Origin of the sequence: Kaistella solincola, from assembly GCF_000812875.1 — a bacterium.
Classification (GTDB): domain Bacteria; phylum Bacteroidota; class Bacteroidia; order Flavobacteriales; family Weeksellaceae; genus Kaistella; species Kaistella solincola.
The window spans coordinates 1,320,284-1,343,843 of sequence record NZ_JSYK01000003.1; the positions used below are offsets into that span (position 1 = coordinate 1,320,284).

General features: G+C 39.7%; 24 protein-coding genes. 9 read left to right on the forward strand and 15 right to left on the reverse strand.

What is annotated here, in order from left to right:
• Nucleotides 1-7: 7 nt before the first annotated feature.
• The 6 genes from OA84_RS10165 to aceB all read right to left on the reverse strand — a co-directional run bounded on the left by OA84_RS10165 (nucleotide 8) and on the right by aceB (nucleotide 5,923).
• Nucleotides 8-1,024, reverse strand: coding sequence for a LuxE/PaaK family acyltransferase (locus tag OA84_RS10165; RefSeq protein WP_039345564.1), 1,017 nt, complete (start codon nucleotides 1,022-1,024; stop codon nucleotides 8-10).
• Between the two features lie 86 nt (nucleotides 1,025-1,110).
• Entirely contained in the window at nucleotides 1,111-1,524 is a 414-nt protein-coding gene (gene uraH, locus OA84_RS10170) for a hydroxyisourate hydrolase (RefSeq protein WP_039345567.1), read from the reverse strand.
• 81 nt (nucleotides 1,525-1,605) lie between these two features.
• Nucleotides 1,606-2,370: a UDP-2,3-diacylglucosamine diphosphatase gene (locus OA84_RS10175; RefSeq protein ID WP_039345571.1), complete on the reverse strand. Its 765-nt coding sequence runs from the start codon at nucleotides 2,368-2,370 to the stop codon at nucleotides 1,606-1,608.
• A 39-nt stretch (nucleotides 2,371-2,409) separates the two neighbouring features.
• Entirely contained in the window at nucleotides 2,410-2,856 is a 447-nt protein-coding gene (locus OA84_RS10180; protein ID WP_039345574.1) for a 6-pyruvoyl trahydropterin synthase family protein, read from the reverse strand.
• A 158-nt stretch (nucleotides 2,857-3,014) separates the two neighbouring features.
• Nucleotides 3,015-4,301 carry an isocitrate lyase gene (aceA, locus tag OA84_RS10185; RefSeq protein WP_039345576.1) on the reverse strand — a complete coding sequence of 429 codons (1,287 nt, stop codon included), beginning with the start codon at nucleotides 4,299-4,301 and terminating at the stop codon, nucleotides 3,015-3,017.
• A gap of 44 nt (nucleotides 4,302-4,345) precedes the next feature.
• Nucleotides 4,346-5,923 carry a malate synthase A gene (gene aceB / locus OA84_RS10190; protein WP_039345579.1) on the reverse strand — a complete coding sequence of 526 codons (1,578 nt, stop codon included), beginning with the start codon at nucleotides 5,921-5,923 and terminating at the stop codon, nucleotides 4,346-4,348.
• A 168-nt stretch (nucleotides 5,924-6,091) separates the two neighbouring features.
• On the opposite strand from aceB, the gene OA84_RS10195 reads away from it, so the two are divergent.
• Both OA84_RS10195 and OA84_RS10200 read left to right on the forward strand, forming a co-directional pair.
• Nucleotides 6,092-7,561, forward strand: coding sequence for a helix-turn-helix domain-containing protein (locus OA84_RS10195; RefSeq protein ID WP_039345582.1), 1,470 nt, complete (start codon nucleotides 6,092-6,094; stop codon nucleotides 7,559-7,561).
• Between the two features lie 42 nt (nucleotides 7,562-7,603).
• Nucleotides 7,604-8,257 (forward strand): ComF family protein, encoded by a 654-nt coding sequence (locus OA84_RS10200; protein WP_039345586.1) that lies wholly within the window; start codon nucleotides 7,604-7,606, stop codon nucleotides 8,255-8,257.
• Nucleotides 8,258-8,338: 81 nt separating this feature from the next.
• Here the strand turns inward: OA84_RS10200 and upp are convergent, their stop codons facing one another.
• The 6 genes from upp to OA84_RS10230 all read right to left on the reverse strand — a co-directional run bounded on the left by upp (nucleotide 8,339) and on the right by OA84_RS10230 (nucleotide 13,830).
• Nucleotides 8,339-8,989 (reverse strand): uracil phosphoribosyltransferase, encoded by a 651-nt coding sequence (gene upp / locus OA84_RS10205; RefSeq protein WP_039345591.1) that lies wholly within the window; start codon nucleotides 8,987-8,989, stop codon nucleotides 8,339-8,341.
• Nucleotides 8,990-9,271: 282 nt separating this feature from the next.
• Nucleotides 9,272-10,579: a ribosome biogenesis GTPase Der gene (gene der / locus OA84_RS10210; RefSeq protein ID WP_039345594.1), complete on the reverse strand. Its 1,308-nt coding sequence runs from the start codon at nucleotides 10,577-10,579 to the stop codon at nucleotides 9,272-9,274.
• A gap of 151 nt (nucleotides 10,580-10,730) precedes the next feature.
• Nucleotides 10,731-12,038, reverse strand: coding sequence for a UDP-N-acetylglucosamine 1-carboxyvinyltransferase (murA, locus tag OA84_RS10215; protein WP_039345596.1), 1,308 nt, complete (start codon nucleotides 12,036-12,038; stop codon nucleotides 10,731-10,733).
• Nucleotides 12,039-12,040: 2 nt separating this feature from the next.
• Nucleotides 12,041-12,703 (reverse strand): DUF4290 domain-containing protein, encoded by a 663-nt coding sequence (locus OA84_RS10220; RefSeq protein WP_039345600.1) that lies wholly within the window; start codon nucleotides 12,701-12,703, stop codon nucleotides 12,041-12,043.
• A 219-nt stretch (nucleotides 12,704-12,922) separates the two neighbouring features.
• Nucleotides 12,923-13,333, reverse strand: a complete 411-nt coding sequence (locus tag OA84_RS10225; protein ID WP_039345603.1) for a thiol-disulfide oxidoreductase DCC family protein — start codon at nucleotides 13,331-13,333, stop codon at nucleotides 12,923-12,925.
• Nucleotides 13,333-13,830, reverse strand: a complete 498-nt coding sequence (locus OA84_RS10230; RefSeq protein WP_052252192.1) for a heme-binding domain-containing protein — start codon at nucleotides 13,828-13,830, stop codon at nucleotides 13,333-13,335. The genes OA84_RS10225 and OA84_RS10230 overlap by 1 nt, the downstream gene beginning before the upstream one ends.
• Nucleotides 13,831-14,066: 236 nt before the next feature.
• Here OA84_RS10230 and OA84_RS10235 point away from each other — a divergent pair, with 236 nt between their 5' ends.
• From OA84_RS10235 to OA84_RS10245, 3 genes are read left to right on the forward strand one after another with little or no spacing between them, the layout of a single operon-like run.
• Nucleotides 14,067-14,702, forward strand: coding sequence for a peroxiredoxin (locus OA84_RS10235; protein WP_039345605.1), 636 nt, complete (start codon nucleotides 14,067-14,069; stop codon nucleotides 14,700-14,702).
• A gap of 11 nt (nucleotides 14,703-14,713) precedes the next feature.
• On the forward strand, nucleotides 14,714-15,022 hold the full coding sequence (locus tag OA84_RS10240) for a thioredoxin family protein (protein WP_039345610.1): 309 nt from the start codon (nucleotides 14,714-14,716) through the stop codon (nucleotides 15,020-15,022).
• Nucleotides 15,022-15,270 carry a DUF6952 family protein gene (locus OA84_RS10245; RefSeq protein ID WP_039345613.1) on the forward strand — a complete coding sequence of 83 codons (249 nt, stop codon included), beginning with the start codon at nucleotides 15,022-15,024 and terminating at the stop codon, nucleotides 15,268-15,270. The genes OA84_RS10240 and OA84_RS10245 overlap by 1 nt, the downstream gene beginning before the upstream one ends.
• Nucleotides 15,271-15,329: 59 nt before the next feature.
• On the opposite strand, the gene OA84_RS10250 is transcribed toward OA84_RS10245, so the two are convergent.
• The 3 genes from OA84_RS10250 to uvrA form a co-directional block, all read right to left on the reverse strand.
• Nucleotides 15,330-15,806: a hypothetical protein gene (locus OA84_RS10250; protein ID WP_039345616.1), complete on the reverse strand. Its 477-nt coding sequence runs from the start codon at nucleotides 15,804-15,806 to the stop codon at nucleotides 15,330-15,332.
• A 76-nt stretch (nucleotides 15,807-15,882) separates the two neighbouring features.
• On the reverse strand, nucleotides 15,883-16,383 hold the full coding sequence (locus OA84_RS10255; RefSeq protein WP_039345619.1) for a GNAT family N-acetyltransferase: 501 nt from the start codon (nucleotides 16,381-16,383) through the stop codon (nucleotides 15,883-15,885).
• A gap of 29 nt (nucleotides 16,384-16,412) precedes the next feature.
• A complete protein-coding gene (uvrA, locus tag OA84_RS10260) occupies nucleotides 16,413-19,244 on the reverse strand; it encodes an excinuclease ABC subunit UvrA (RefSeq protein ID WP_039345622.1) in 2,832 nt (943 codons plus the stop codon).
• Nucleotides 19,245-19,671: 427 nt separating this feature from the next.
• Between uvrA and OA84_RS10265 the strand changes: the two genes are divergently transcribed.
• From OA84_RS10265 to OA84_RS10280, 4 genes are all read left to right on the forward strand, one after another.
• Nucleotides 19,672-20,346, forward strand: coding sequence for a YceI family protein (locus OA84_RS10265; RefSeq protein WP_039345625.1), 675 nt, complete (start codon nucleotides 19,672-19,674; stop codon nucleotides 20,344-20,346).
• 324 nt (nucleotides 20,347-20,670) lie between these two features.
• Nucleotides 20,671-22,038: a tyrosine-type recombinase/integrase gene (locus OA84_RS10270; protein ID WP_039345628.1), complete on the forward strand. Its 1,368-nt coding sequence runs from the start codon at nucleotides 20,671-20,673 to the stop codon at nucleotides 22,036-22,038.
• Nucleotides 22,039-22,044: 6 nt separating this feature from the next.
• Nucleotides 22,045-22,548 carry a DUF3853 family protein gene (locus tag OA84_RS10275; RefSeq protein ID WP_039345631.1) on the forward strand — a complete coding sequence of 168 codons (504 nt, stop codon included), beginning with the start codon at nucleotides 22,045-22,047 and terminating at the stop codon, nucleotides 22,546-22,548.
• 739 nt (nucleotides 22,549-23,287) lie between these two features.
• Nucleotides 23,288-23,560: DUF1905 domain-containing protein (locus OA84_RS10280; RefSeq protein WP_039345634.1), on the forward strand; the 273-nt coding region annotated here is incomplete at its 3' end.

Below are 23,560 nucleotides of genomic sequence, written 5' to 3' on the forward strand. Positions count from 1 at the left end.
TTGAAAATTAAGACACGAGCAAACTGCAGCCGCGAATATCGGAATGATCAATTCTGCCCAAAACCTGAAATTTTCCGGAATCAATTCCATTCAAAGCTTCAGAATCACTTACAATTTTGCCTAAATCTTGAGTCGCAATAAAAGCACACGAATGTCGGTTTGCCAAATCGATGATATTGATGGCACCGGTTCTGCCACTTTCAACGTAAGAAAACGGATCTTCCGTATTTCGGATGAGAATGCGCATCCAGTTCGGACTTTCGTAAATATTTTCGCCCAAAGAATACGCTTGCGAGAGCAGTTCTGTCATCGAATATTCGGAAAAAATATTTTCAGTTTTAAAGCCTTGATGAAATATTTTAAGCAATTCATCTTTCGTCATTTCTTCTTTTCGGCCTTTCATTCCGCCAGTTTCAATGATGATAATTTCTTCCGAAGTTTCGATTTTTTGGCTGCTATTTTGGCAAAATTCCAGAAAATCCAGAAGCGCAAAAGCGACGCCGAACAGAATTACTTTTGTATTGGTCCTGAAATTTTTTTTTAACAAATTGTACAGATCCTGATGATTGTAGAGAAAATAACCGTTTTCCGGTTTCCCGGATTTTTTCATCAGAAAATCTACCATATAAATTAAGGACGAATTTTGTTTTTCCAGGTAACTTGGCAACAATCCGAGAAAAATATAATCTTCGGGCTTTCCAATAAACTGCTCGAAACTTTTCACGATGCTTTCCTGATACAGTTTTTCATCCGCAATCCAATGTTTGGAAAGGTTCATTTGCGTTGTTCCGGAACTTTGAAAAAATAATTCGGACGTTTTATTTTGATCCAATAGTGTGTGATTTTTAAACATCTCGATCGGCAGAAAAGGAACTTTTTCAACTGTTGTAATATGCGTTGGATCGATATTTAAAAAGTCCACAAATTTTCTGTAAACTTCAATATTTTGATATTGGTAGTTAAAAGTTTCCAGACATTTCTGCTGGAAATCAATTTCTGTTTTTAGGTTGAAAATATCGTTCATGATTCGTTTCGCAAAAGTCCCAAAAGAAAAGCGGAATTCAAAATAAATTTCGAATTCCGCTTAAAATAATTTTATAAAAAGAAAACTTAGTTCCCTCTGTAAGTTGAGTAACCATACGCGGAAAGCGTGATTGGCACGTGATAATGGTCTTTGTTGGTAATTTCAAAAACTACTTCTACCCAAGGATAAAAACTTTCTGTGTTCATTGATTTGAAATAAGGACTTGTGAAGTAAGTCAATTTATAAATTCCTAAGTTAGAATTTTCGCTGCTTAAGAAATCTCCAACTCTTCCGTTTTTATCTGTAACTTTTTTATCAACCACCGTCCACATTTTTGTTTGGTTGCTGTATTTTTCCAGTTGAATGGTAACTCCCGGAGCAGGCATTCCCTTAGAAACATCTAAAATGTGACTGGAAAGTTGATAGGTTTTTTCGGTTTTTTGCCCGAATGCAGTTGTTGAGATCATCGCAAAAATAAATGCGAAAATAAAATTTTTCATAAAATAAATTAATTTGTTAATACGGTAACGCTACCGTTTTTTGAATTTGAAATTCTTACGCAAAGATAAGGTCTTTACAATTTAATGCTCGAAGGTTTTCAGTTCAAAATCGTTTGCAAATTCACCATACGTAAAGTAAGAAATCCAGTCGCCAAGATTGATGTATTTCGCTTTTCCGTTTTCCAAATCCAAAACCATCGGCAAGTGGCGGTGACCATAAATAAAATAGTCGATCTTTTCAATTTTCAATTTTTCCTTTGAATAAAGGATCAGAAATTCTTTATCTTCACCCAAAAATGCTTTGTCTTCTTCACCTGAAATCATCTTGTTTTTCGTGGAAAAATAAATGGCGATTTTCATCGCGATGTCCGGATGCAACCATTTAAAAGCCCACTGCGCCAAAGGATTCGTAAAAAGTTTTTTCATTCTTTTATAACCTTTGTCGCCCGGCCCGAGGCCGTCACCGTGCGCAAGCAGAAAATTTTTGCCGTTGATTTCAAAATACTGTTTTTCGAAAAAAACTTTGCAGCCAATTTCTTCTTCAAAATAATTTTTCATCCACAAATCGTGGTTTCCAACGAACATAAAAAGTTCAATTCCGGAATCTTTCATCTCGGCCAATTTCCCTAAAACCCGCACATAACCTTTCGGTATCACGTGATTCCATTCATGCCAAAAATCGAATAAATCGCCCATCAAAAACAAAACCTGTGCATCGGCTTTAATTTCGTCTAACCAACGGATAAATTTTTCTTCTCGCACCTTGCTTTCTTTCGGCGTTGGCGCGCCAAAATGTTGGTCGGAAGCGAAGTAAACTTTTTTATTTTGCTGTAGATATATTTCCATCTATTTGGGCTAATTTTCACGATTTGCAAATTAGCAAAATTAAACCTGATCTTCCGCAAACCATTCGCCGTAAGAATTTTCGGTTTCGTGAAGTTTAAGATAGGCAAGCGAAACATTTTTTGGCAGGTGAAACTGTACTTTTTTCGCAATGTCGTACAGCATATTTTCGCACGTCGGCTGATAATCGCAGTAAATCACTTTATGACCTTGCTTTTCCAAATCTTCACCCAAATTTTTATGTGGTGACAGGCCGTTCAGCAAAACCGCATGATCCCAAACCGAAAGAATTTCCGACTTTACAATTTTCTTGATGTCGCCAAAATCCACCACCATTCCGTTTTTTGGATTTTCCAGATCGTCGATCGGATTTCCCTTTACCGTCACGAAAAGTTTGTAAGAGTGGCCGTGCATATTCTTGCATTTGCCGTCGTAATTATAAAGAACGTGTGCCGTTTCGAAAGTGAAAATCTTGGTGATTCGTATCATTTTACAAAGATAAAGAAAGTTAAGGCTTTGCAGCACTTCAGTTTGAATTCAAATTAAATTCAGCCAAAAACCAAAAAAACTAGCGTTTTAGCGGCAAAAAAATTCCCGCTTAAAAGCAGGAATTTTTTCAAATTATAATATGTAGTTATGTGTTTTAATCAATGAAACTGCTCCGCTTCTGTAGAACCTGCAAGCGCCGTGGTTGAAGAATTACCGTCAGTTACCACGGTTTGCACTTCATCAAAGTAAGAAGTTCCGACGAAATTCTGGTGTTTCACCGCGCGGAAACCTTCTTTCTGAAGCGCAAATTCTCTTTCCTGAAGCTCGCTGTAACCGGCCATCCCGCGTTTTTTGTAGGCTAAAGCCAATTCGAACATTGAAGTATTTAAAGCATGGAAACCTGCCAAAGTGATAAACTGGAATTTGTAACCCATTGCTGCCAGTTCTTCGCGGAATGTTTCCATTTCCGGCACGGAAAGTTTTGCCGCCCAGTTGAACGATGGCGAACAATTATACGCCAGCATTTTTCCCGGAAATTTAGCATGAATTCCTTCCGCAAATCTTCTCGCATAATCCAGGTCCGGATTTGAAGTTTCCATCCAGATCAAGTCCGCGTACGGCGCATACGCCAGACCTCTATCGATGCCTTGTTCTACTCCATTTTTTACTTCATAAAATCCTTCGGAAGTTCTTTTTCCGGTCACAAACTTTCTGTCGCGCTCGTCAATATCGGAAGTCAGCAAATCTGCAGCATCCGCGTCAGTTCGGGCAACCAAAACAGTTGGAACACTGCAAACGTCGGCTGCCAAACGCGCTGCAATAAGTTTATTCACAGCTTCCTGAGTAGGAACCAAAACTTTACCGCCCAAATGACCACATTTTTTCGCTGAAGACAATTGATCTTCAAAATGAACTCCAGCGGCGCCCGCTTCAATCATCTGTTTCATGAGTTCAAAAGCATTTAGATTTCCGCCAAAACCAGCTTCAGCATCAGCAACTATGGGAACTAAATAATCTTTGCAGTTCGCTTCGTCAATATCATTCACGGACTGAATTTGGTCCGCGCGCAATAAAGCGTTATTGATTCTTTTCACCACCGAGGGCACTGAATTCGCCGGATACAAACTTTGATCAGGATACATTTCTCCGCTCAAATTCGCATCGGCAGCCACCTGCCAGCCGGAAAGATAAATCGCTTCCAGACCGGCATCAACTTCCTGAACCGCCTGATTTCCGGTTAAAGCTCCCAGTCCGGCCACAAAATCCTGGCTGGTTAGTTTTTCCCACAATTTTTCCGACATCAGTTTTGCGATGGTGTAGTCGAGTTTGTAGGTCCCTCGAAGTTTCAGCACTTTTTCCGCGGAATACGGTCTTTTAATTCCGGTCCATCTTGGGCTTTCAAGCCATTCTTTTTCCAGCTGCTGGATTTGTTCCTGATTTTTCATATCGATTTGTTTTTGGTTTTTTTGGTGTTATTTGGGCAAATTTTTTATAAATACTGATAAGCTTTCAGCGTTAGAAATTCCTCGAATGCCTCATTAAAAATTAAATCATCAAATAGTTCAGTTGCTAAGTCAAATTTTCCGTTTTTGAAACGAGCTTCACCGACGTAATTTTTAATTTTTAAAAGTTCTTCTTCTTGCCAACTCATAATAAGTTCAACGTTTAAAATTCTTTCATCTTCAAGCTGCGCTTGATTTTTCAGCCATTGCCAAATTTGCGTACGCGAAATTTCCGCAGTCGCGGCATCTTCCATTAAATTATACAAAGCCGCCGCACCAACACCCATGAGCCATGATTCGATGTAAAGGATGCCAACGTTAATATTTTTTCTGACACCGTTTTCGGTAATCGTTCCTTTCGGAATTTCAAGCATGTCCGCTTCAGAAATTTCGTAATCTTCGAACTTTTTATCGATTTGATTTGGCGTCGGCATAAATTCATCGAAGATTTTTTTCGCCACTGAAACCAATCCTGGATGAGCTACCCAAGTTCCGTCGTGCCCGTTTTTCACCTCGCGTTCTTTATCTGCACGAACCTTAGAATATGCAATTTCATTTTCTTCCTCGTTATTTTTCACCGGAATTTGTGCTGCCATTCCACCCATCGCGTGAACATTTCGCTTGTGACAAACCTGAATCACTCTTTTCGAATAAGCGCTCATAAAGGGCGAAGTCATCGTGACCTGATCGCGGTCGGGCACCAAAAATTCGGGAAGATTCCGGAACTTTTTGATGTAAGAAAAAATATAGTCCCAGCGACCGCAGTTCAGTCCGGCGCTGTGTTCTTTTAATTCAAATAAAATTTCGTCAAGCTGAAAAGCCGCCGTAATGGTTTCAATTAAAACTGTAGCTTTAATCGTTCCCTGCGTAATTTCGAGGTAATTCTGAGAAAATTCAAAAACCTCATTCCACCATCGGGCTTCTAAATAATGCTCAAGTTTGGGCAAATAAAAATAGGGACCACTGCCATTTTCGATTAATTTTTCAGCATTTCGGAAAAAGAAAATTCCAAAATCAATGAGTGACGCTGAAGCTTTTTCGCCATTAAACTCAATGTTTTTTTCAATCAAATGTAAACCGCGCGGCCGGACTATTAGCGTTGCTAAATTTTCACCCAACTCATATTTTTTACCGTTTTTGTTTTCAAAGGAAATCGTTCTGCGAACTGCATCGTAAAGATTTTGCTGACCTTCCATGCAATTCTTCCAGTTTGGCGAATTGCTGTCCTCGAAATCTGCCATAAAAGTTGAAGCGCCGGAATTTAAAGCATTAATCACCATTTTTCGGTCAACCGGACCGGTAATTTCCACGCGGCGGTCCAATAAATCTGCCGGCAAAGGATTACAAATCCAATCTCCGTTTCGGAGGGCTTCGGTTTCCGATAAAAAATGCGGCAATTGATGATGGTCAAATTCCACCTGCTTCATTTTTCGGGAATGCAAAAATGCTCTTCTTTTGGCATCAAATTTCTGATGAAGTTCCGTCAAAAAACGCTCTAATTGCGGCGAAAAAATATCACTATATTTTTCGTTTGCTAGAATCTTAAGTGCTGTTATCGTTTCCATTACGTTTGCATTTTTCTGATTTGGTATTACAAACTTAATAAAAATTTCTTCACAAACAGCGAACGTTCGCTAATTTATTTTTAAAAAAAATGTGCAAATAGCGGCAAATTTTTTCTCTACCTTTGTGTTCATCGGTTTTCACAATCTATTTAGAAATATTATAAATTAATGATTCGCGACAGTGCATTTATAAAAACGGTTTTCGGCTTGAAAATGAAACAGTTCCGCCAACGGAGCAACCTTTCTTTGCAGGATTTGGCGAATGCGACCGGCGTTTCTAAATCTTATCTAAATGAAATAGAAAACGGAAAAAAATACCCAAAACACGACAAAATTTCCCAGCTTGCGGCCGCGCTGAACTGTACTTACGACGATTTGGTTTCTACAAAACTTGACAAAAGTTTAGCACCAATTGCGGAAATAATTCAGTCTGAGTTTTTTAAAGAAATTCCGCTGGATTTATTTGGTATTAACAAAAGCAACTTGATCAGCATCATCAGCGATGCGCCGAAAAAAGTCACCGCGTTTATAAATACTCTAATTGAGATTTCGCAGAATTACAACCTCAGCAAAGACCTTTTTTATTTTGCCGTTTTGCGCAGTTTTCAGGAACTGTACGATAATTATTTCCCGGAAATCGAAGAAAAAGCACGGATTTATATTTTAGAAAATTTGCTGTCGAACAAGCCAAATTCTGAGGAATTTGAAAGCATTCTGCGCGCGCAGTTCGGCTATGAAATTCAGTCACTGAATTTTGAGCAGTATGGCGCTTCCGGAAAATTACGGTCGCTTTATTTGCCCGAAAAAAAACTGCTTTTTCTAAATGAGCTTTTAGATGAAGACCAGAAAACTTTCATCTTAGCAAAGGAAATCGGTTTTAATGTTTTGAATTTAAGTCCGCGGCCAAACACCTATTCCTGGTTGGATTTTACGAGTTTTGAAGAATTGCTGAACAATTATTTTGCTGGATATTTTGCAGGTTGTCTGCTGATTCGGAAAGAAATTCTGGCGCAGAAAATGGCATTTTTTTTCCAAATGACGGAGTGGCATCCAATGTTTTTTGAAAATCTGATCGAAGAATTTACCAGTTCGCCCGAAACTTTTTATCAACGACTGACCAATATTCTTCCGCAGGAACTGGGCATCAAAGATTTATTTTATTTATGCTTTACCAAAAAGAAAAATTCAGATAAAATACAGATATTAAAGGAATTACACTTGAATCAACAGCAGGCGCCACACGCGAATTCAACGAATGAACATTACTGCCGCCGTTGGATTGCTGTGAAAAATCTGAGTAATTTAAAGGAAAATGAGCAGCTTACGGACGCACAAATTTCACACTACAAAGACAGCGGCTTAACGTATCTGGTGCTTTCAACTTCGCAGAAAAACCCGTTCTCGGACGGCACGAACCGCAGCTATTGCATCGGAATTTTGTTGAATTCCAATTCATTACGAAAAATAAAATTTGCGAAAAGCGACCAGATCAAAACCATCAACGTGGGCGTTACTTGTGAATCCTGCAGCATTCCGGATTGTGAAGTTCGGCAGGCGCCGCCAATTCGACTCGAGAAGGAACTTTCCAATGAAAACATGAAAAGATCAATTGAAAGAATTCGCGCCAGCATTCTTTAAAAATTCTATGGAAATTGGTAACTTTCACTAAATTAGCACGATATGTATTTGGTGGATCTTCTTTTCCCGAATCGTTGTCTGGAATGCAACCGCATTATTCCTGCGGATGAAGTGGTTTGCGCGGCGTGTTTTGAGCAAATAAATTTTACGCATCACCATTTTTCAGTAAATAATCCATTAGCAGAAAAATGCCGGCTTCTGTTTCCGGTTGAAAAGGCTTTTGCTTTAATGCAGTTCGAGGAAGAAAGCACGAGCCAAAAAATAATTCACCAACTGAAATATGGTAAACGTGAAAAAATCGGTGAAATTCTTGCTAAATGGACTTTAGAAAAAGCAGATTTTTCGGCCTTTAAGCCCGATATTTTTGCGACTGTTCCGCTGCATCCGAAAAAGCTGAAAGAACGCGGTTATAACCAGCTGCATCTTTTCGCCGATACTTTGTCCAAAGAATTGAATATTCCGTGCGGCCATAATTTGATTAAAAGAAATTTTTACAAAAAAGCACAGGCGCAGAAAAACCGCGAAGAACGGATGTTCAAAGAAAATCTGTTTTCTGTAACCAAAGAAATTTCACATCAACATGTTTTGCTAATCGATGATGTTTTCACCACCGGAAACACCATGCGCGCCGTGGCGTGGGAAATTTTAAAAGCTGGAAATAATAAAGTTAGTGTTTTGGTAATGGCGGTGGATTAATCCTGATGCGAGATTGGGTAATTTGAGAATTTGAGAATTAACAAATTTCCGCATCGGCACATTTTCAAATTAGCACATCAACTAGCGCTGGAGTTTTTCACCGTAAGACAGATCTCCTGCATCACCCAAACCTGGAGTGATATAACCTTTCGAAGTAAGTTTTTCATCAATGACACCAACCCAGATTTTTGCATGCGGATATTCTTTTTGAATTGTTTCTACTCCTTGTCTTGACGCGATAGCTGCTACAATATGAAGTTGAGTTGGTTTTCCGTGATTCAGTAAATCCTTGATGGCTTCAATTAAGCTGGCGCCCGTGGCGAGCATGGGATCTGCAACGATGAGCGGTCGACCGTCAATGTTTGGGCAAGTTAAATAATCCTGTTTTATAGAAAAATAATCGTTGGCGTCGTGTTTTCGGTAAGCCGCTACGAAACCGCAATCTGCTTTATCGAGGTAATTCAGAATTCCCTGAAAAAGAGGGACACCAGCCCGTAAAATCGTGGTGATTACAGGTTGTACTGCAACTTCTTTTGAAATTATTTTATCTAATGGCGTGGTGATTTCAATTTCCTTTTGTTCTAGATCTTTACTGATTTCAAATGCGGCAATTTCCCCGATTCTTTCCATATTGCGGCGAAATCTCATGCGGTCATTTTGCAGCTCCACATTTCGGAGCTCGTTAATCCAGGTATTTACTAAAGAAAATTGGTGCGATAAAACTGTAACCATTGCTTATTTTTAGGCGGTAAAGGTCGGGAATTTTTAATTAAATCAGAACCAGAAAATTTTCTGTGATGAAAATTTTGGCTGTTAAATGGGCATATTTTTCGAAAACAGGAAAATCTTTCTTCTAGCCCCGATTGCAGCGGCATCCTTTTGCGAAACGAGGTGCAGCAAAAGATACAGCGGAAAGCGGGTTACCAAATAAAAAAAGAAGCAACTATCTTGTTGCTTCTTTTTAAATTCTACTTTAGCCGGTAAATGAACAAATCGACTGATCATCACATCAAATTATTTTTGTCTGAAATAAATTTCAATCGGTACGCCGGTAAAACCGAAATGTTTCCGAAGTTGGTTTTCAGTAAACCTTTTGTAGGCTTCTTTTACGTACTGCGGCAGGTTGCAGAAAAATACAAACTGCGGACTTGGCGTTGGCAGCTGTACGCAATATTTTATTTTCACGTATTTACCTTTTAAAGCTGGCGGTGGCGTAGCTTCGAAAACCGGAAGCATTACCTCATTCAGTTTTGAAGTTTTGATTTTTTTTGCGCGGTTTTCGTAAACTTCCATTGCAACTTCTACAGCTTTCAGGATTCTCTGCTTGGTTAAAGCGGAGATAAAAAGCACCGGAATATCCGTAAACTGCCCAATTTTTTCTTTGATTTTTGCTTCGAAATCCCGTGTGGTATTGGTGTCTTTTTCTACCAAATCCCATTTGTTCACTACGATAACGATACCTTTTCTGTTTTTCTGTGCCAAACCAAAAATATTCATATCCTGAGATTCCCAACCTAAAGTCGCGTCCACCATGATGATTACGACATCAGAATACTCAATTGAACGCACGGAACGCATGACAGAATAAAATTCCAGGTCTTCTTTTACCTTAGCTTTCCGGCGCATTCCGGCAGTATCCACCAAAACAAACTCGTAACCAAATTTGTTGTATAATGTCTGGATGGAATCGCGCGTTGTCCCCGCAACATCGGTAACAATATTTCTTTCAACATCCAACAAAGCATTGGTTAAAGTTGATTTCCCCACATTTGGGCGGCCGGCGATTGTAATTTTCGGCAAACCTTCGAAGGGATCTTTGTATTCGTCTGTAGGAAAATCCTTTACGATATCATCGAGAAGTTCTCCGGTTCCAGAACCTGTAGCTGATGACAAAGTGTAATATTTATCAATTCCGAGCTGGTAAAATTCAGTAGCAGCAAGTTCTTCTTTTGCAGAATCTGCTTTATTTATTACGATGTACACCGGTTTATTTGCGCGGCGTAACATTTCGTAGATTTCCTGATCAGTGTCCGTTAAACCTTCGTGCACGTTCAGCATGAAGATAATTGAAGTAGCTTCATCCACTGCAAGCTGCACCTGCTTGGTGATTTCTCCTTGAAAAACATCTTCGGAATTAACTTCGTAACCGCCGGTATCGATGACGGTGAATTCTACTCCGTTCCAGTCGGATTTTCCGTAATGGCGGTCGCGGGTTACGCCGGAAGTGGCATCTACAATAGCTTCTCTTCTTTCGAGAAAACGGTTAAAAAGGGTGGATTTCCCAACATTGGGACGGCCAACTATGGCGACAATGTTCGACATAAAATTTTGTTTAATAATGACATTATTAATGGGTTACTCGAACTTTTCGAGCCCAAAAATTTTTGCAAAGATAAGTTTTTTGACGGTTTACTTTGGTAACGAAAAACGCCCAGAAAAATTCGGGGCGTTTTGACCATTTTTTTTGGTTTTACTAAATCCTTTCAATATCGGCGCCTAACGCTTTTAATCTTCCGTCGATGTTTTCATATCCACGATCGATTTGCTCGATATTTTGAATGACAGAAGTTCCTTCCGCGCTCAAAGCGGCTATTAACAAGGCGTTTCCTGCCCGGATATCTGGTGAAACCAAAGTGGTTCCGCGCAGCGGATATTCATGATTTAAACCGACAACCGTCGCTCTGTGCGGATCACACAAAATAATCTGCGCACCCATATCGATGATTTTATCCACAAAAAAGAGGCGCGATTCAAACATTTTTTGGTGAACCAGCACCGTTCCTTTTGCCTGTGTCGCCACGACTAAAATAATCGAAAGCAAATCCGGTGTAAATCCCGGCCACGGCGCATCTGAAATGGTTAAAATAGAACCATCGATGAACTTCTGTATTTTATAGTTTTCCTGCGCCGGGACGAAAATATCGTCACCGCGTCTTTCAAGCTGAATTCCTAATTTCCGGAAAGTATTCGGGATAACGCCCAGCTCATTCCAGTTTACATTTTTAATGATAATTTCAGATTTGGTCATCGCTGCCAAACCAATCCAGGAACCAATTTCCACCATATCCGGAAGCATCGTATGTTCCGTTCCGTATAGAATATCAACACCTTCTATGGTCAATAAGTTCGAGCCAATTCCGCCGATTTTTGCTCCCATGCGGTTCAGCATTTTACAAAGTTGCTGCAGATAAGGCTCGCATGCGGCATTGTAAATTTTAGTAGTTCCCTGCGCCAAAACTGCCGCCATAATAATATTTGCAGTTCCGGTAACCGAAGCTTCCTCAAGCAAAATATAGGTTCCGTGCAGCGCCTCAGCTTTCAGCGAATAATATTGCTGTTTTTCGTCGTAACGAAATTTCGCACCCAGTTCTACCAAACCCTGGAAATGCGTATCCAAACGGCGGCGCCCAATTTTATCACCGCCCGGCGTTGGCATATATGCCTCGCCATAACGCGCAAGCATCGGACCTAAAAGCATAATTGAGCCGCGAAGCCGCGCGCCGTCCTGCTTAAATTCCGGAGACTTTATATAATCAAAATTTACAGCATCTGCCTGAAAAGAATAATCGCCGTGTGCATTTTTGGTAATTTTCACGCCAAAATCGCCCAAAATTTCAATAAGTCTGTTTACATCGTGGATATCCGGAATATTTTTTACGCGAACAACCTCATCAGTTAGTAAAACCGCGCATAATATCTGCAATGCTTCATTTTTCGCTCCCTGTGGCGTAATTTCCCCGTGCAGCTTTTTCCCTCCTCTGATTTGAAAACTTCCGCTCATCCCTACTTCCTGTTTTTATTATTTTGAAAATTTCTACGTTTATTCTGGCTGTTCTGGCTGTTTTGGTTGCTTTGGTTATTTTTACCGTTGTTGGGTCTGTTTGTACGGTTTGTCGCGTAATAAATCTTGCTTTTCTCCAGAGAATCAAGCACCGTAAGATCCAGACGGTTTCCGGAAAGGTCTTTTAAATGGCGGAAAATTACATCATCCTGCACGTGCTCTTTGTTGTACACGTTGTAGGATTTCTTCATATTATTGGCAATTACCTGGATCAGCGCGTCCTTTTCTTCACCCGCTTCCAGCTCAATTGCTTTATCGATTAACTGCAGAATGCTTTTACCATAAAATTTAAATTCTCCCTGTAAAACCGGGTAATCCATGCGTTTTGGCTTTACTTTCATTTCTTCCGCGGTTGGTATATGGTATGGTGAATCTACATCCAAGTCATAGCTTGCCAAGATAAATAAATGGTCCCAAAGTTTGTGCTTGTAATTTTCTTCGTCGCGCAGTTGCGGGTTGCGCTGCCCCATGAAATCTACAATCGCCACTGCCATTTCATTTCGCTCCTCTCTATTTTCAATCTCTTTACAGCGTTCCACGAGCTGCTGTATAATGCGGCCGTATTCCGGCATCTGCAATAGCGTTTTCTGTGTATTATATTCCATGTGCGCAAAGATAAGAATTTGTAGAGTGTTTTGGTTTAGCGAAGTAAGAAATTTTGGGCGTGCCCCTTGCCGGGCTCGGCAGCCGCTTGGGTCGGTCTTCGGCTCCCAATCTTTGTTTTAGCGCGGCGGCTTTGCCGCCGCGCTAAAACAAAGATTGGGAGCCTTCGCCCTCACGCGGGAGCGCGGCTGCTATTGGAAATTTGCAAAAATTTGCCAGTTTTAGCCGATAAATTTCTTACGCTCTTCCGGCGTCGGAATTTCGCAGGCTTGGGTCGCCAGTTTTTTTCGGTTTTCCGCAACGCGGTCGTAGAGAAAATCGGTGATTGCGGTAGGTAAAAATCTCAGCACTGATATAAACTGATAAATTCCGCCTAAAACCTCGGAAATTTTAAAAACTGCATGCGATTTCCTTAGGTAATATTCATCGGGTTTCCAAAGGTAAAGGGTGTCGAGATCGGTCAATTCCAGATTTCTTTCGCTTAAAAATCTTTGGCCAAATTCACCCTGTAAAGCAGCAAATAAAAACTGGTTTTTATTATCGCGTTTTAAAATCCAGTGAACCCAAAAATTACAGAATCCGCATTCACCGTCGTAAAAAACATAATATTTAGTAGCATCTGTGTTTGTCATTATTGTATTTTAAATTCTGATTTTTCCACCTGCGTCGGCAGCGTGTTCATCAGGCGTGTTTCTTCTGCAAGCGTTTTAAAATAGTGAATCAGCTCCTGTTTTTCCGCCGCCGTAAATTTAGCTTCGGGATGCAGAATAATATAAGAATCCAGCGGCATTTCGTTTTTTTCGATCAGTTCCGCGGCTTCCTGCATTTTTTTCAGTTCTCTTTTCGGTGGATATGTTGCGAAGGTGGAGAAGTTTAATTCCTTTCTGCCTTCTTCAATATGATCCTGCAGAAACCACGCCATTGGTTGGATGTTGGAATACCACGGATATTTCGACTCATTGCTGTGGCAGTCGTAGCAGCCGTTTCTAATTAAATTTGCCGTTTTTTCGGGAGTTTTTTTAATATTTAAAAAATCCATTTGCGGCGTAGGTGCCGGGTTGTTTTTGTCAATCGGAAAAAACTGAATGAGGATAAAAGCAACCAGCAGAATAACAAGAATCTTTTTCACGGTAAGTTTTTGATACGTGAATTTACTCAATATTTTTTTAATAACATTTAAAACCACCACGAAGCAGCTGACATTTCTCAGTTTGGTTGAACTTTTCAGCGGAAATTGATAAATTAGCTGCTAAACAGACCAATTTTTCGATATTTCAACATTATAGATTTTATAAATCAAATTTGATTTTATAATTGATAAAAACGGTGTACTTTTGCACCTGTAAATAACAAACAATATATATTATGTCATTAGTAGGAAAAAAATTCCCGAACGTTACCATCGATGCAATGTCTGAAATGGGTGACGATTTAAGAATCAACGTATTCGAAGAAGCAGTAAATAACCAACAGAAAGTGCTTTTGTTCTGGTATCCAAAGGATTTTACTTTTGTGTGCCCGACAGAACTTCACGCTTTTCAGGAAGCTTTAGGTGAATTCGAAAAAAGAAACACCAAAGTTATCGGTGCTTCATGTGACACCAACGAAGTTCACTTCGCGTGGTTGAACACTTCAAAAGACAACGGCGGCATTGAAGGTGTTACTTATCCCATTTTAGCAGATACACACCGTCAGCTGGCAAATATTTTAGGAATCGTAGATCAGGATTTTGATTATGATGAAGAAGGTAACGAATCTTTCACAGGTTCCAACGTAACTTACAGAGCGACTTACCTTATCGACGAAACCGGAAAAATCTTCCACGAAGCGGTAAACGATATGCCACTTGGAAGAAACGTAAAAGAATTTTTAAGATTAATCGATGCTTACGCGCACGTGCAGAAACATGGTGAAGTTTGCCCTGCAAACTGGGAAGAAGGTAAAGATGCTATGCAGGCGAACAGAAAATCCACAGCGGAATATTTAGCATCACAAAACTAAAAAAAAGCATTATGTACACAGAATTAGCAGAAGACACTTTGCAGCAGATTGTTGCAGACAATGAAAAAGTTGTAGTACAATACGGCGCTACCTGGTGCGGAAACTGCAGAATCATGAAGCCGAAATTCAAAAAATTAGCTTCTGAAAACGAAGAAATTCCGTTTTTATATGTAGATGCCGAAAAATTGCCGGAAAGCCGGAAATTAGCAAAAGTGGACAATTTACCAACGTTTGCCATTTTCAAAAATGGTGAGTTGGTAAATCAGGTTCAGTCTAACCAGGCTGAAAGTTTAAATAATCTTTTTAAAGAATTAAATTAATGAAACTCCCAATTATCAGACAGTTCTATCAAACGCAGCCCACCGAAAACCTGGAAAAAACTTTAGAAGTTTTAGAAGCTTTTTCGGAATTCCGCGGAGCTTCTGAAGAAGATTTAAACGTCGTGGGCGAATTGATTACCAATATCTGCGGCGCTCTCGAAGTTCACGCTGATGTTGCAAAAGGAACAGCGGAACGCGATGCTTTAAATGCATTTGCCCAAAAAGTTCTGGGTTCCATTGACAAATAGATCAGAATTTAATTTCACAAAAAAAAGCGGGTATTTCCCGCTTTTTTTATGTTTTAGAACTATTTTCTTTTGTGGTTTTTCTTACCTTTATTACCTTTCGCTTTTTTGTAAGCGTGGTCGTTATCGTTGCCCCAGTTGTCGTATTGTTTCGCCCGCTTTTTTTGCTGACCTTTTGCGTAATCTGTCGCCTGACCACCGTAGATTTTTTTTGCCTGCCCTGGAGGCAAATTTTGACGATTTGTATTGTTTGGGTAATAAACGGTATTATTACCTCCGCTTAAAATTCCCGGGTTTCCGGTGACATCGCCCGTACGGATAACCCGGCCGTTTTGGTAAACATTTCCGCTTCTGTCACGGTACACTTCACCTCTTCTGTACACCGCACCGTCATTAGCACGGTACACCGTTCCGTTCGTTCCGTTAGTTGGATATCTGTTGTTCGGGTAATTGTTGCCGTAGGCGTCATTTTGTGTTCCACAAGAAGATAAAGCCAATGCTAAACCAGAACCGATAATTATATTAAATAAATTTTTCATTTTAATTGTTTTGATTTAAAACCTTACTTCCAATGTTAATGCCAAACTTTTTAATTAAAACTGTACCTGCTGAAAATCAATCAGTTCCAACAACAACACTACGGCGTTCCAGCAACACCACATCGCGCCAGTGGCCGTTCAGCTGTCCTAACCGTTCGCGTCTCCCCACCACACGGAAATCCAGCTTTTCGTGAATGGCAATGCTGGCTTCATTTTCCGGAAAAATTCCCGCCTGTAAGGTCCAAAATTTCTGTTCTTCGCTGTCGAGAACTAATTTTTTCAGCAAGAGTTTCCCCAAACCTTTTCCCTGCACTGAACCGTCGAGGTAAATACTGACTTCTGCCACACCTTTGAAGCATGCGCGGTCGCTCACGGGCAAAAGCGCGCACCAACCAACGGTTTCATTAGCTTCATTTTCAAGTACAAAACGGCAAACTTTCAGGTATTTAGAATCCCAAGCTTCCCAAGTGGGCGCCGTCTTTTCGTAGGTGGCATTCCCACCATCGATTCCCTGCTGATAAATGTCGATGATTTTTGGAGCGTCCTCCTCTTGCATGATGCGGATTTCGTAGTTCATTTTTTTCGGTGCTTTAAAGGCAAAATTTTTCAGTTCAACTCTTTTTTTAAAAACCTGGCAGTAAGTGATTTTTTAGATTTTGCCACTTCTTCGGGAGTTCCTTTGGCAATAATTTCACCGCCGTGTTTTCCGCCTTCCGGACCGATATCGATGATATGATCAGCAAGTTTGATGACATCCATATTATGCTCGATAATGATGAAGGAATTTCCGAGGTTTACGAGTTTATTGATGGCATCCATCAACACTTTTACATCTTCGAAATGAAGTCCAGTGGTAGGTTCATCCAGTATGTAAAGTGTATTACCAGTTTGTCTTTTCGAAAGTTCTGTGGCGAGTTTAATACGTTGTGCTTCACCACCGCTTAAAGTCGTTGATTGTTGACCGAGCGTGATATAACCCAAACCAACATCCTGCATCGTTTTCACTTTTGCATAAATTTTCGGAATCGGCTGGAAAAACTCTGTCGCTTCGTTGATGGTCATTTCCAAAACATCGGAAATGGATTTTCCTTTGTAGCGAACTTCCAGTGTTTCGCGGTTAAATCTTTTGCCGTTGCAAGTTTCACAGTGAACGTAAACATCGGGCAAAAAATTCATTTCAATGACTTTCAAACCGCCACCCTGACAGGTTTCACAGCGTCCGCCTTTTACATTAAACGAAAATCTTCCGGCTTTGTATGCCCGGATCTTTGATTCCGGAAGTTCAGCAAAAAGATTTCTGATGTCTGTAAACATTCCGGTATATGTCGCCGGATTTGAGCGCGGCGTGCGGCCGATCGGTGTTTGGTCCACATCCACAATTTTATCGATATTGTCAATTCCTTCAAATTTTTTGTATGGCAAAGGTTCCTGAACGCTGCGGTAAAAATGCTGGTTCAGAATCGGGTATAAAGTTCCGTTAATCAGCGAAGATTTTCCGCTGCCTGAAATACCTGTGACTACAACCAGTTTCCCAAGCGGAATTTCCAGGTTTACATTTTTCAGATTATTTCCGGTTGCACCTTTTAAAACCAAAGATTTTCCGTTGCCTTCGCGCCTTTTTTCCGGAATTTCTATTTTGCGTTTTCCGGTGATATAATCCGCAGTAATGGTGTCGGCTTTCAGCAAATCTTCAGGTTTTCCCTGCCAAAGGATCTCACCGCCAAATTTTCCGGCACGCGGCCCGATGTCCAAAACCTCATCCGCTTCCATGATCATATCTTTGTCATGTTCAACAACAATCACAGAATTTCCGATGTCACGTAAGTTTTTCAAGGAGTTGATAAGTCTTTCATTATCACGCTGATGCAAACCGATGGAAGGTTCATCTAAAATATAAAGCACATTTACGAGCTGAGAACCAATTTGCGTCGCAAGACGGATGCGCTGAGATTCACCGCCGGATAAGGTGCGCGAACTGCGGCTTAAGCTGAGATATTCCAAACCGACATCCAAAAGAAACTGCAAACGCGTTTTAATTTCTTTCAGAATTTCGTGCGCGATAATTTTATTGTTTTTGCTGAATTTATCTTCAACATTAATGAGCCATTCTTTCAAATCGGAAAGCGAAAGCGCGTTGATCTCCGCAATGTTCTTACCGTCAATTTTAAAGCTTAAACTTGATGGTTGCAAACGCGTGCCATGACATTCCGGACAGGTTTCTTCGGTGGTGAAATGGCGTTCGAGCAAGATCGCATCGTAGCTTTCTTTATCGTCGATCATGTCGTTGATCAAAGAAATTAAACCATCGAAATTGACTTTTATTTTTTTATTAATGCCCGCGTATTTCAAATCTTTGTTGAATTCTTTATGACAGCCGTTGTACATATAATCCTGCGCTTCCGCGGGAATATCTTTTATCGGCGTGGCTAAGGAAAGTCCGAAAATTTCTAGAATATTTTTAATCTGGCCTAAAATCCATTTGTTGGACTTGATGTCTTCCAACGGCAATAAACCACCCTGATTGATGGAAAGTTTTGGATTATCAACAAAATAATCGGTGTTCACTTTTTTTACGGTTCCCAGACCTTTGCAATACGGGCAACTTCCTTTTGGTGAATTGAACGAAAAGGTATTCGGTTCCGGTAGCGCAAGTGAATGACCGGTTTCTGCATCCATTAAATTTTTGGAAAAATACTCAATATTTTCAGTCTCCAGTTTTTGAATCCCGACAATTCCCTCGCCCATTTGAAGTGCGGTTTTCAGGGATTTTTCCATGCGGTTTTCCGAAGCGCTTTCACCGATGATCCAGCGGTCGATAATGATATCAATATCGTGGGTTTTATAACGGTCGAGTTTCAAATCATATTCGATATCCTGAATTTCACCATCAATTCTTGCTTGTCCGTAGCCTTTTTTCGCCATCTGCACGAAAAGTTCGTGATAATGACCTTTTCGGGAACGTACAACCGGCGCCAAAAGCATCACTTTTTCGCCTTTATAATTGGTTTTTATGGCTTCTAAAATCTGCTCTTCGGTATAGCTAACAAGCTGCTGACCGGAAGTCAGGGAATACGCATCGGACACACGCGCGAAAAGTAAACGTAGAAAGTCGTATAATTCGGTAACCGTGCCGACGGTGGAACGCGGATTTTTATTTGTAGTTTTCTGCTCAATCGCAATAACGGGCGAAAGTCCATCTATTTTATCTACATCAGGTCTTTCCAGTCCGCCGAGAAACTGCCGCGCGTAGGCGGAAAATGTTTCAATATAGCGGCGCTGACCTTCCGCGAAAATGGTATCAAAAGCGAGTGAGGATTTTCCGCTGCCGGAAAGTCCGGTAATCACGACGAGTTCGTTACGCGGAATTTTAACATCGATATTTTTCAGGTTATGTTCACGTGCGCCGTAAACTTCTATATATTCTTTGTTTTCTTTCATTTATGTGCTGAAATTTCAATTTTCAGAGTTTGCAAAAATACGGAAAAATTGCGGCATAAGAAATTGGCTTTGACGCTTTTGAAATTAATGAATAAAGAATTATTAATTATTAAAATGAAAAAATTTGCTGTTTTAGCGGCGAATTTTTATAGACCACAAAACTGAAAAATTAGGTGTTTTAGCAGGCAATTTTTGTGGGAAGGAAAATTTTGAAATAACGGAAAAATTTCGATGGTAGGACGCGCCCCGACCTGAGTGGAGCTCTTTTTGCGAGGAGGAACGACGAGCAAAAAAGCGGGAACGGAGGGCGGATAAAGGCGCCCAAATAAAAAAAAACCAGCAAAAGCTTTTCTTAACATAGGTCAAGCCTCAGCCGCCCGATCAGCCGTACTTTTGCACTATAAAACAAAACAAAAAATTTAGATCAATGAAAAAAGTAACAATCTTAGCACTTTCAGCATTTTTATTTGCAGTGTCTTGTACCGAAGCAAAAGCTGACCAGGTAACCACTGCAACCGAACAAACCGTAGCGGAAACCGCAGGGCAAACCTTCGCCATAGACACCAACGCCAGCACCGTAAACTGGACTGCAACGCATAAAGGTGGCCTGAACCCAAGATTCGGAACTACGGAAGCGTCCGGAACTTTGGCTTTCGAAAACGGACAACTGATTGCAGGAAGTTTGGTTTCTGACATCAACAGTCTGGTAACAAGCCCGGAATCTGTAGACCCGGCGATGAGCGACGGTAAAACTTCTGCAGATCTTGATGCGCATTTGAAAAGTGCAGATTTCTTCGATGTTGAAAAATATCCAAGTGTAAAATTCGACATTACGAAAGTTGAAGATTTAGCTGCAGGAACTGAAAGCAAAACAGTTGGTGCAAATAAAACCGTAAGCGGAAACCTGACTATTAAAGGGAAAACCGTAAACGTGACTTTCCCGGCGAAAGTTGAGGTTACAGAAAATCAGGCAAGTTTAGAGTCTAAATTCACCATCAACAGAGAAGATTGGGGATTGGCTTACGGCGCTGAAGGCGACCCGAAAGACTGGATGATTTCGCAAGGTGTTGACCTGGAGCTAAACATCGTAGGTAAAAAATAAGATTTTCTTATAGAAATAATTAAAGCCGCATTATTGCGGCTTTTTTTGTATTCTTTTTGAAATTCTGTTAAACATGGCCATTTTTTCGTGCCAGTGCGGACTAATGAAAAATGGGAAAAAAGCATAAAAAAACCACCAATTTTTACAAATTAGTGGTTGTGGAGGATATCGCCCCACTTTTATGTAATTTATTGAAATTTAACGAAATTGAAAATAATTATATTGTTGACTGTCAGATAATTAAATAATTTCAGTTTTTTATACTTTCATACTATTTCGATTAATTCTACATTTGCAAGACAAATTTTTACAACTTGTCTTGCGATGTCAACACTCTATTATAAATTCAGATCTACAAAAAATAAAGGCTACTTAACCGCGCGATTCCAGTATAGGATTGAGTTTGCTGAAAAATCAAAAGATATCTACTTTGACGCTCTTTTGGAAGATAAAAGATTTTTTGTGGACAAAGAATATTTTTACAAGACATATAAGGACCCAATTTTAAGAGAAAAGGAAAAAAGTTCCAAAAATTTGGACAAACGAAAGGTCGCATCGGACTTAGATACAGAAGAAAATAAACTGAGGAATTTGGTTATTGACCGTTTCAACAACACCGAAAATAAAGAGTCTCTCACTAAAGAATGGTTCAAGGACATCATCTATGAATATTTGCATCCTGGCTTTAAAAAGAAAAATACTGTTGTTAAAATCGTTGGAAATGATCTTATTACGGTTCTGGAACATTATAAAAATTACAAATCTGATTTAACTTTTAACACAATAAAGAAGATGGGAGTTGTTAAAAGTAAATTGGATCGCTTTGAGAGTGATTTAAAGATAAGATTAAAAACAACTGACATCAATACCGATTTTCGGGACCGGTTCATAAAGTGGTCAAACGAAAACCAGTATGCTGCCGGAACAATTTCCCGAGACCTTACTTTTATACGCACGATCTGCTACTATGCCTCCAATGAACTTGATTTAGAAATTTATAACAAACTAGAACGTGTACAATACAAATTAGAAAAAATTAAAAATCCTTACACAGACAATCGGGACAACCCAGAGGAAATATTGGAAGTTTATCTAACGCCAAAGGAAATAGAAGATATTGAAAACAATAATGATTTACCCGAATATTTGGACAATGCACGGGATATTTTCCTGATTGGTTATGAGACTGGTCAAAGAATTTCTGATTTTTTGCGGTTCGATAAGGAAATGCTTAAAACGATTAATGGTGTTACTCTTATCAATTTCATTCAAAAGAAAACGAAAAAACAAATGCTTTTACCTTTAAGCAGTAGAGTGCTTAGAATACTCGAGAAACGAAATGGTGAGTTTCCTCGAAGAATTTCAGATCAAAAATTCAATGACTATATTAAACTTGTATGTGAACAATCGAAAATCACCGAAACCGTCTTAGGAGTAAAGAGAATAAAAGTATTGCTGGACCCAAAAGATGAAGAAAGTGGAATTTGGCGCGGAGTTCCGGGCTATTACCCAAAGAAGGATTTAGTTGCAGGACATACTGCGCGTAGAAGTTTCTGCACCAATCATTATGGAATTTGGCCAACCTCCGATATTATGTATTTCAGTGGACACAGCACAGAAGCAATGTTGCTACAATATATAAAAGCCAAACCCATCGAAAGAGCTTTGCAGATATTTAAAAACCTTAAATAAATAAGCATGAATGCATTTGAAGGTTTGAATGAAGAAATAAAAACGCTGATTACTGCATTGGATAAGTCAGACATTAACACTATTAAAAATTATTTATCTTATAAAAATCTTTCTGAAAAATACATTTCAGCTTTAAAAAACGAATGCAACAAGATGGCGCCTTCTGAAGGACTCTTCTATCTTTTTGAGACTGCAAATAACCAAGTTTTCATCATTAAAAAAGTTAAAGGAATAAAGGGTTTAGCTAGTCTTCTTAACGTAAGTGTAAAAACCGCGCAAAATTTAAAAAATTCAGGAATTATTGACCAGGCAATTATTTATGAAAAATCGAGATTATATTTTGATAAAAATGAAATTTTGAGAATCTGCCTGCCCAAAATCGCACCGTGGAAATCTTTTAAATTGAGAAACGACGTTGACCAAGAATTGATTGAGCTGTGGCAGAAACATATACAACCCGCACATATAAAAAACATAAAGACGTTGATCTTAATAACACTTCTTCTTTAACTCCAAAGTATTCTTATTAACTTCATCCAATAAACTACCATCGATATTTCTTGCAGAATCATACCAATCTAACTCTGTGCAAAGGCGCTCAAGCGAGGTAGCCTGTAAAGCTTTTCCACACGTTTTTTGTTGATAGCATAGCCCATTTCCTTTTTGAGCCAGTGAGTTGTTCGGGGAGCGCCTTGCAGGGATTTCACTAATTAACTCTTCTTCCTATATATGGACTGTAGGCACATGGACTTTTCAGCAAGTATTTTTCACTCAGCGCATTGGAACGGTTAACAGATTTTCTAAATTACAACAACCTTGGCAGCTGGAAGGCGATGGCTTGTGGGGGCTAACCCAAACAAAAGGTAAGCATTTAGCATAATGTGCAAATATAGGTGATGATGCTACTGGTTTGCACGTAGCGTAGCACTGCTTCTGCTTTAACACGAGCGTGCGGAGCGGAGGGCAACGGTTTGCTTAGGCAGATTGACTATAATTGCAATTATGTTATTTGCTGTGGCAAAGCGGAGCGTTTTTATTCGTTCCTTAGCGTGAGGACATTTTGCGGAGTGAGGGGTTCTAAATTACTAAAAAAAAATGGTTGTGCGCTTATCAAAATGTAATAGATAATCTTTAGCGTTTGTGGGTTTTGGAGTAAAGTTTTAATTTTACTCTTAAAATTATTGCAGCTTCCGATCATATGCATAGATTTGCGTATCAGCGGAAAGGCTAAAAAACAGACCGTAACACCATGGAATACTTAGTTAAAGACGAGAAACTGGAATTAAAACATCAGCCAGGCAAAGGCGCCTGGACTTATCATCTTCAAATTCCCAACACGAAACACATCGTTGGGAAATGGGGATCAATGAAAGTTTCGGGAACTATCGACAACTACAGCATTGAAAGTATTAACCTGGCGAAATTAGGAGACCAAGACAAACTGATTTCCATTAATGACAAAATCAGGAAAGCAATTAACAAAAGTGGTGGCGACACCGTAACCGTGACCCTTTACTTAATG

Excerpts from the sequence above, each read along its gene's own strand:
- uvrA (WP_039345622.1), bottom strand. The coding sequence starts at position 19,244 with ATGAAAGAAAACAAAGAATATATAGAAGTTTACGGCGCACGTGAACAT.
- OA84_RS10270 (WP_039345628.1), top strand. The coding sequence starts at position 20,671 with ATGTCAACACTCTATTATAAATTCAGATCTACAAAAAATAAAGGCTAC.
- der (WP_039345594.1), bottom strand. The coding sequence starts at position 10,579 with ATGTCGAACATTGTCGCCATAGTTGGCCGTCCCAATGTTGGGAAATCC.
- OA84_RS10245 (WP_039345613.1), top strand. The coding sequence starts at position 15,022 with ATGAAACTCCCAATTATCAGACAGTTCTATCAAACGCAGCCCACCGAA.
- OA84_RS10180 (WP_039345574.1), bottom strand. The coding sequence starts at position 2,856 with ATGATACGAATCACCAAGATTTTCACTTTCGAAACGGCACACGTTCTT.
- aceA (WP_039345576.1), bottom strand. The coding sequence starts at position 4,301 with ATGAAAAATCAGGAACAAATCCAGCAGCTGGAAAAAGAATGGCTTGAA.
- OA84_RS10225 (WP_039345603.1), bottom strand. The coding sequence starts at position 13,333 with ATGACAAACACAGATGCTACTAAATATTATGTTTTTTACGACGGTGAA.
- OA84_RS10200 (WP_039345586.1), top strand. The coding sequence starts at position 7,604 with ATGTATTTGGTGGATCTTCTTTTCCCGAATCGTTGTCTGGAATGCAAC.
- OA84_RS10220 (WP_039345600.1), bottom strand. The coding sequence starts at position 12,703 with ATGGAATATAATACACAGAAAACGCTATTGCAGATGCCGGAATACGGC.
- OA84_RS10195 (WP_039345582.1), top strand. The coding sequence starts at position 6,092 with ATGATTCGCGACAGTGCATTTATAAAAACGGTTTTCGGCTTGAAAATG.
- OA84_RS10165 (WP_039345564.1), bottom strand. The coding sequence starts at position 1,024 with ATGAACGATATTTTCAACCTAAAAACAGAAATTGATTTCCAGCAGAAA.
- aceB (WP_039345579.1), bottom strand. The coding sequence starts at position 5,923 with ATGGAAACGATAACAGCACTTAAGATTCTAGCAAACGAAAAATATAGT.
- upp (WP_039345591.1), bottom strand. The coding sequence starts at position 8,989 with ATGGTTACAGTTTTATCGCACCAATTTTCTTTAGTAAATACCTGGATT.
- murA (WP_039345596.1), bottom strand. The coding sequence starts at position 12,038 with ATGAGCGGAAGTTTTCAAATCAGAGGAGGGAAAAAGCTGCACGGGGAA.
- uraH (WP_039345567.1), bottom strand. The coding sequence starts at position 1,524 with ATGAAAAATTTTATTTTCGCATTTATTTTTGCGATGATCTCAACAACT.
- OA84_RS10265 (WP_039345625.1), top strand. The coding sequence starts at position 19,672 with ATGAAAAAAGTAACAATCTTAGCACTTTCAGCATTTTTATTTGCAGTG.
- OA84_RS10175 (WP_039345571.1), bottom strand. The coding sequence starts at position 2,370 with ATGGAAATATATCTACAGCAAAATAAAAAAGTTTACTTCGCTTCCGAC.
- OA84_RS10240 (WP_039345610.1), top strand. The coding sequence starts at position 14,714 with ATGTACACAGAATTAGCAGAAGACACTTTGCAGCAGATTGTTGCAGAC.
- OA84_RS10250 (WP_039345616.1), bottom strand. The coding sequence starts at position 15,806 with ATGAAAAATTTATTTAATATAATTATCGGTTCTGGTTTAGCATTGGCT.
- OA84_RS10235 (WP_039345605.1), top strand. The coding sequence starts at position 14,067 with ATGTCATTAGTAGGAAAAAAATTCCCGAACGTTACCATCGATGCAATG.
- OA84_RS10275 (WP_039345631.1), top strand. The coding sequence starts at position 22,045 with ATGAATGCATTTGAAGGTTTGAATGAAGAAATAAAAACGCTGATTACT.
- OA84_RS10255 (WP_039345619.1), bottom strand. The coding sequence starts at position 16,383 with ATGAACTACGAAATCCGCATCATGCAAGAGGAGGACGCTCCAAAAATC.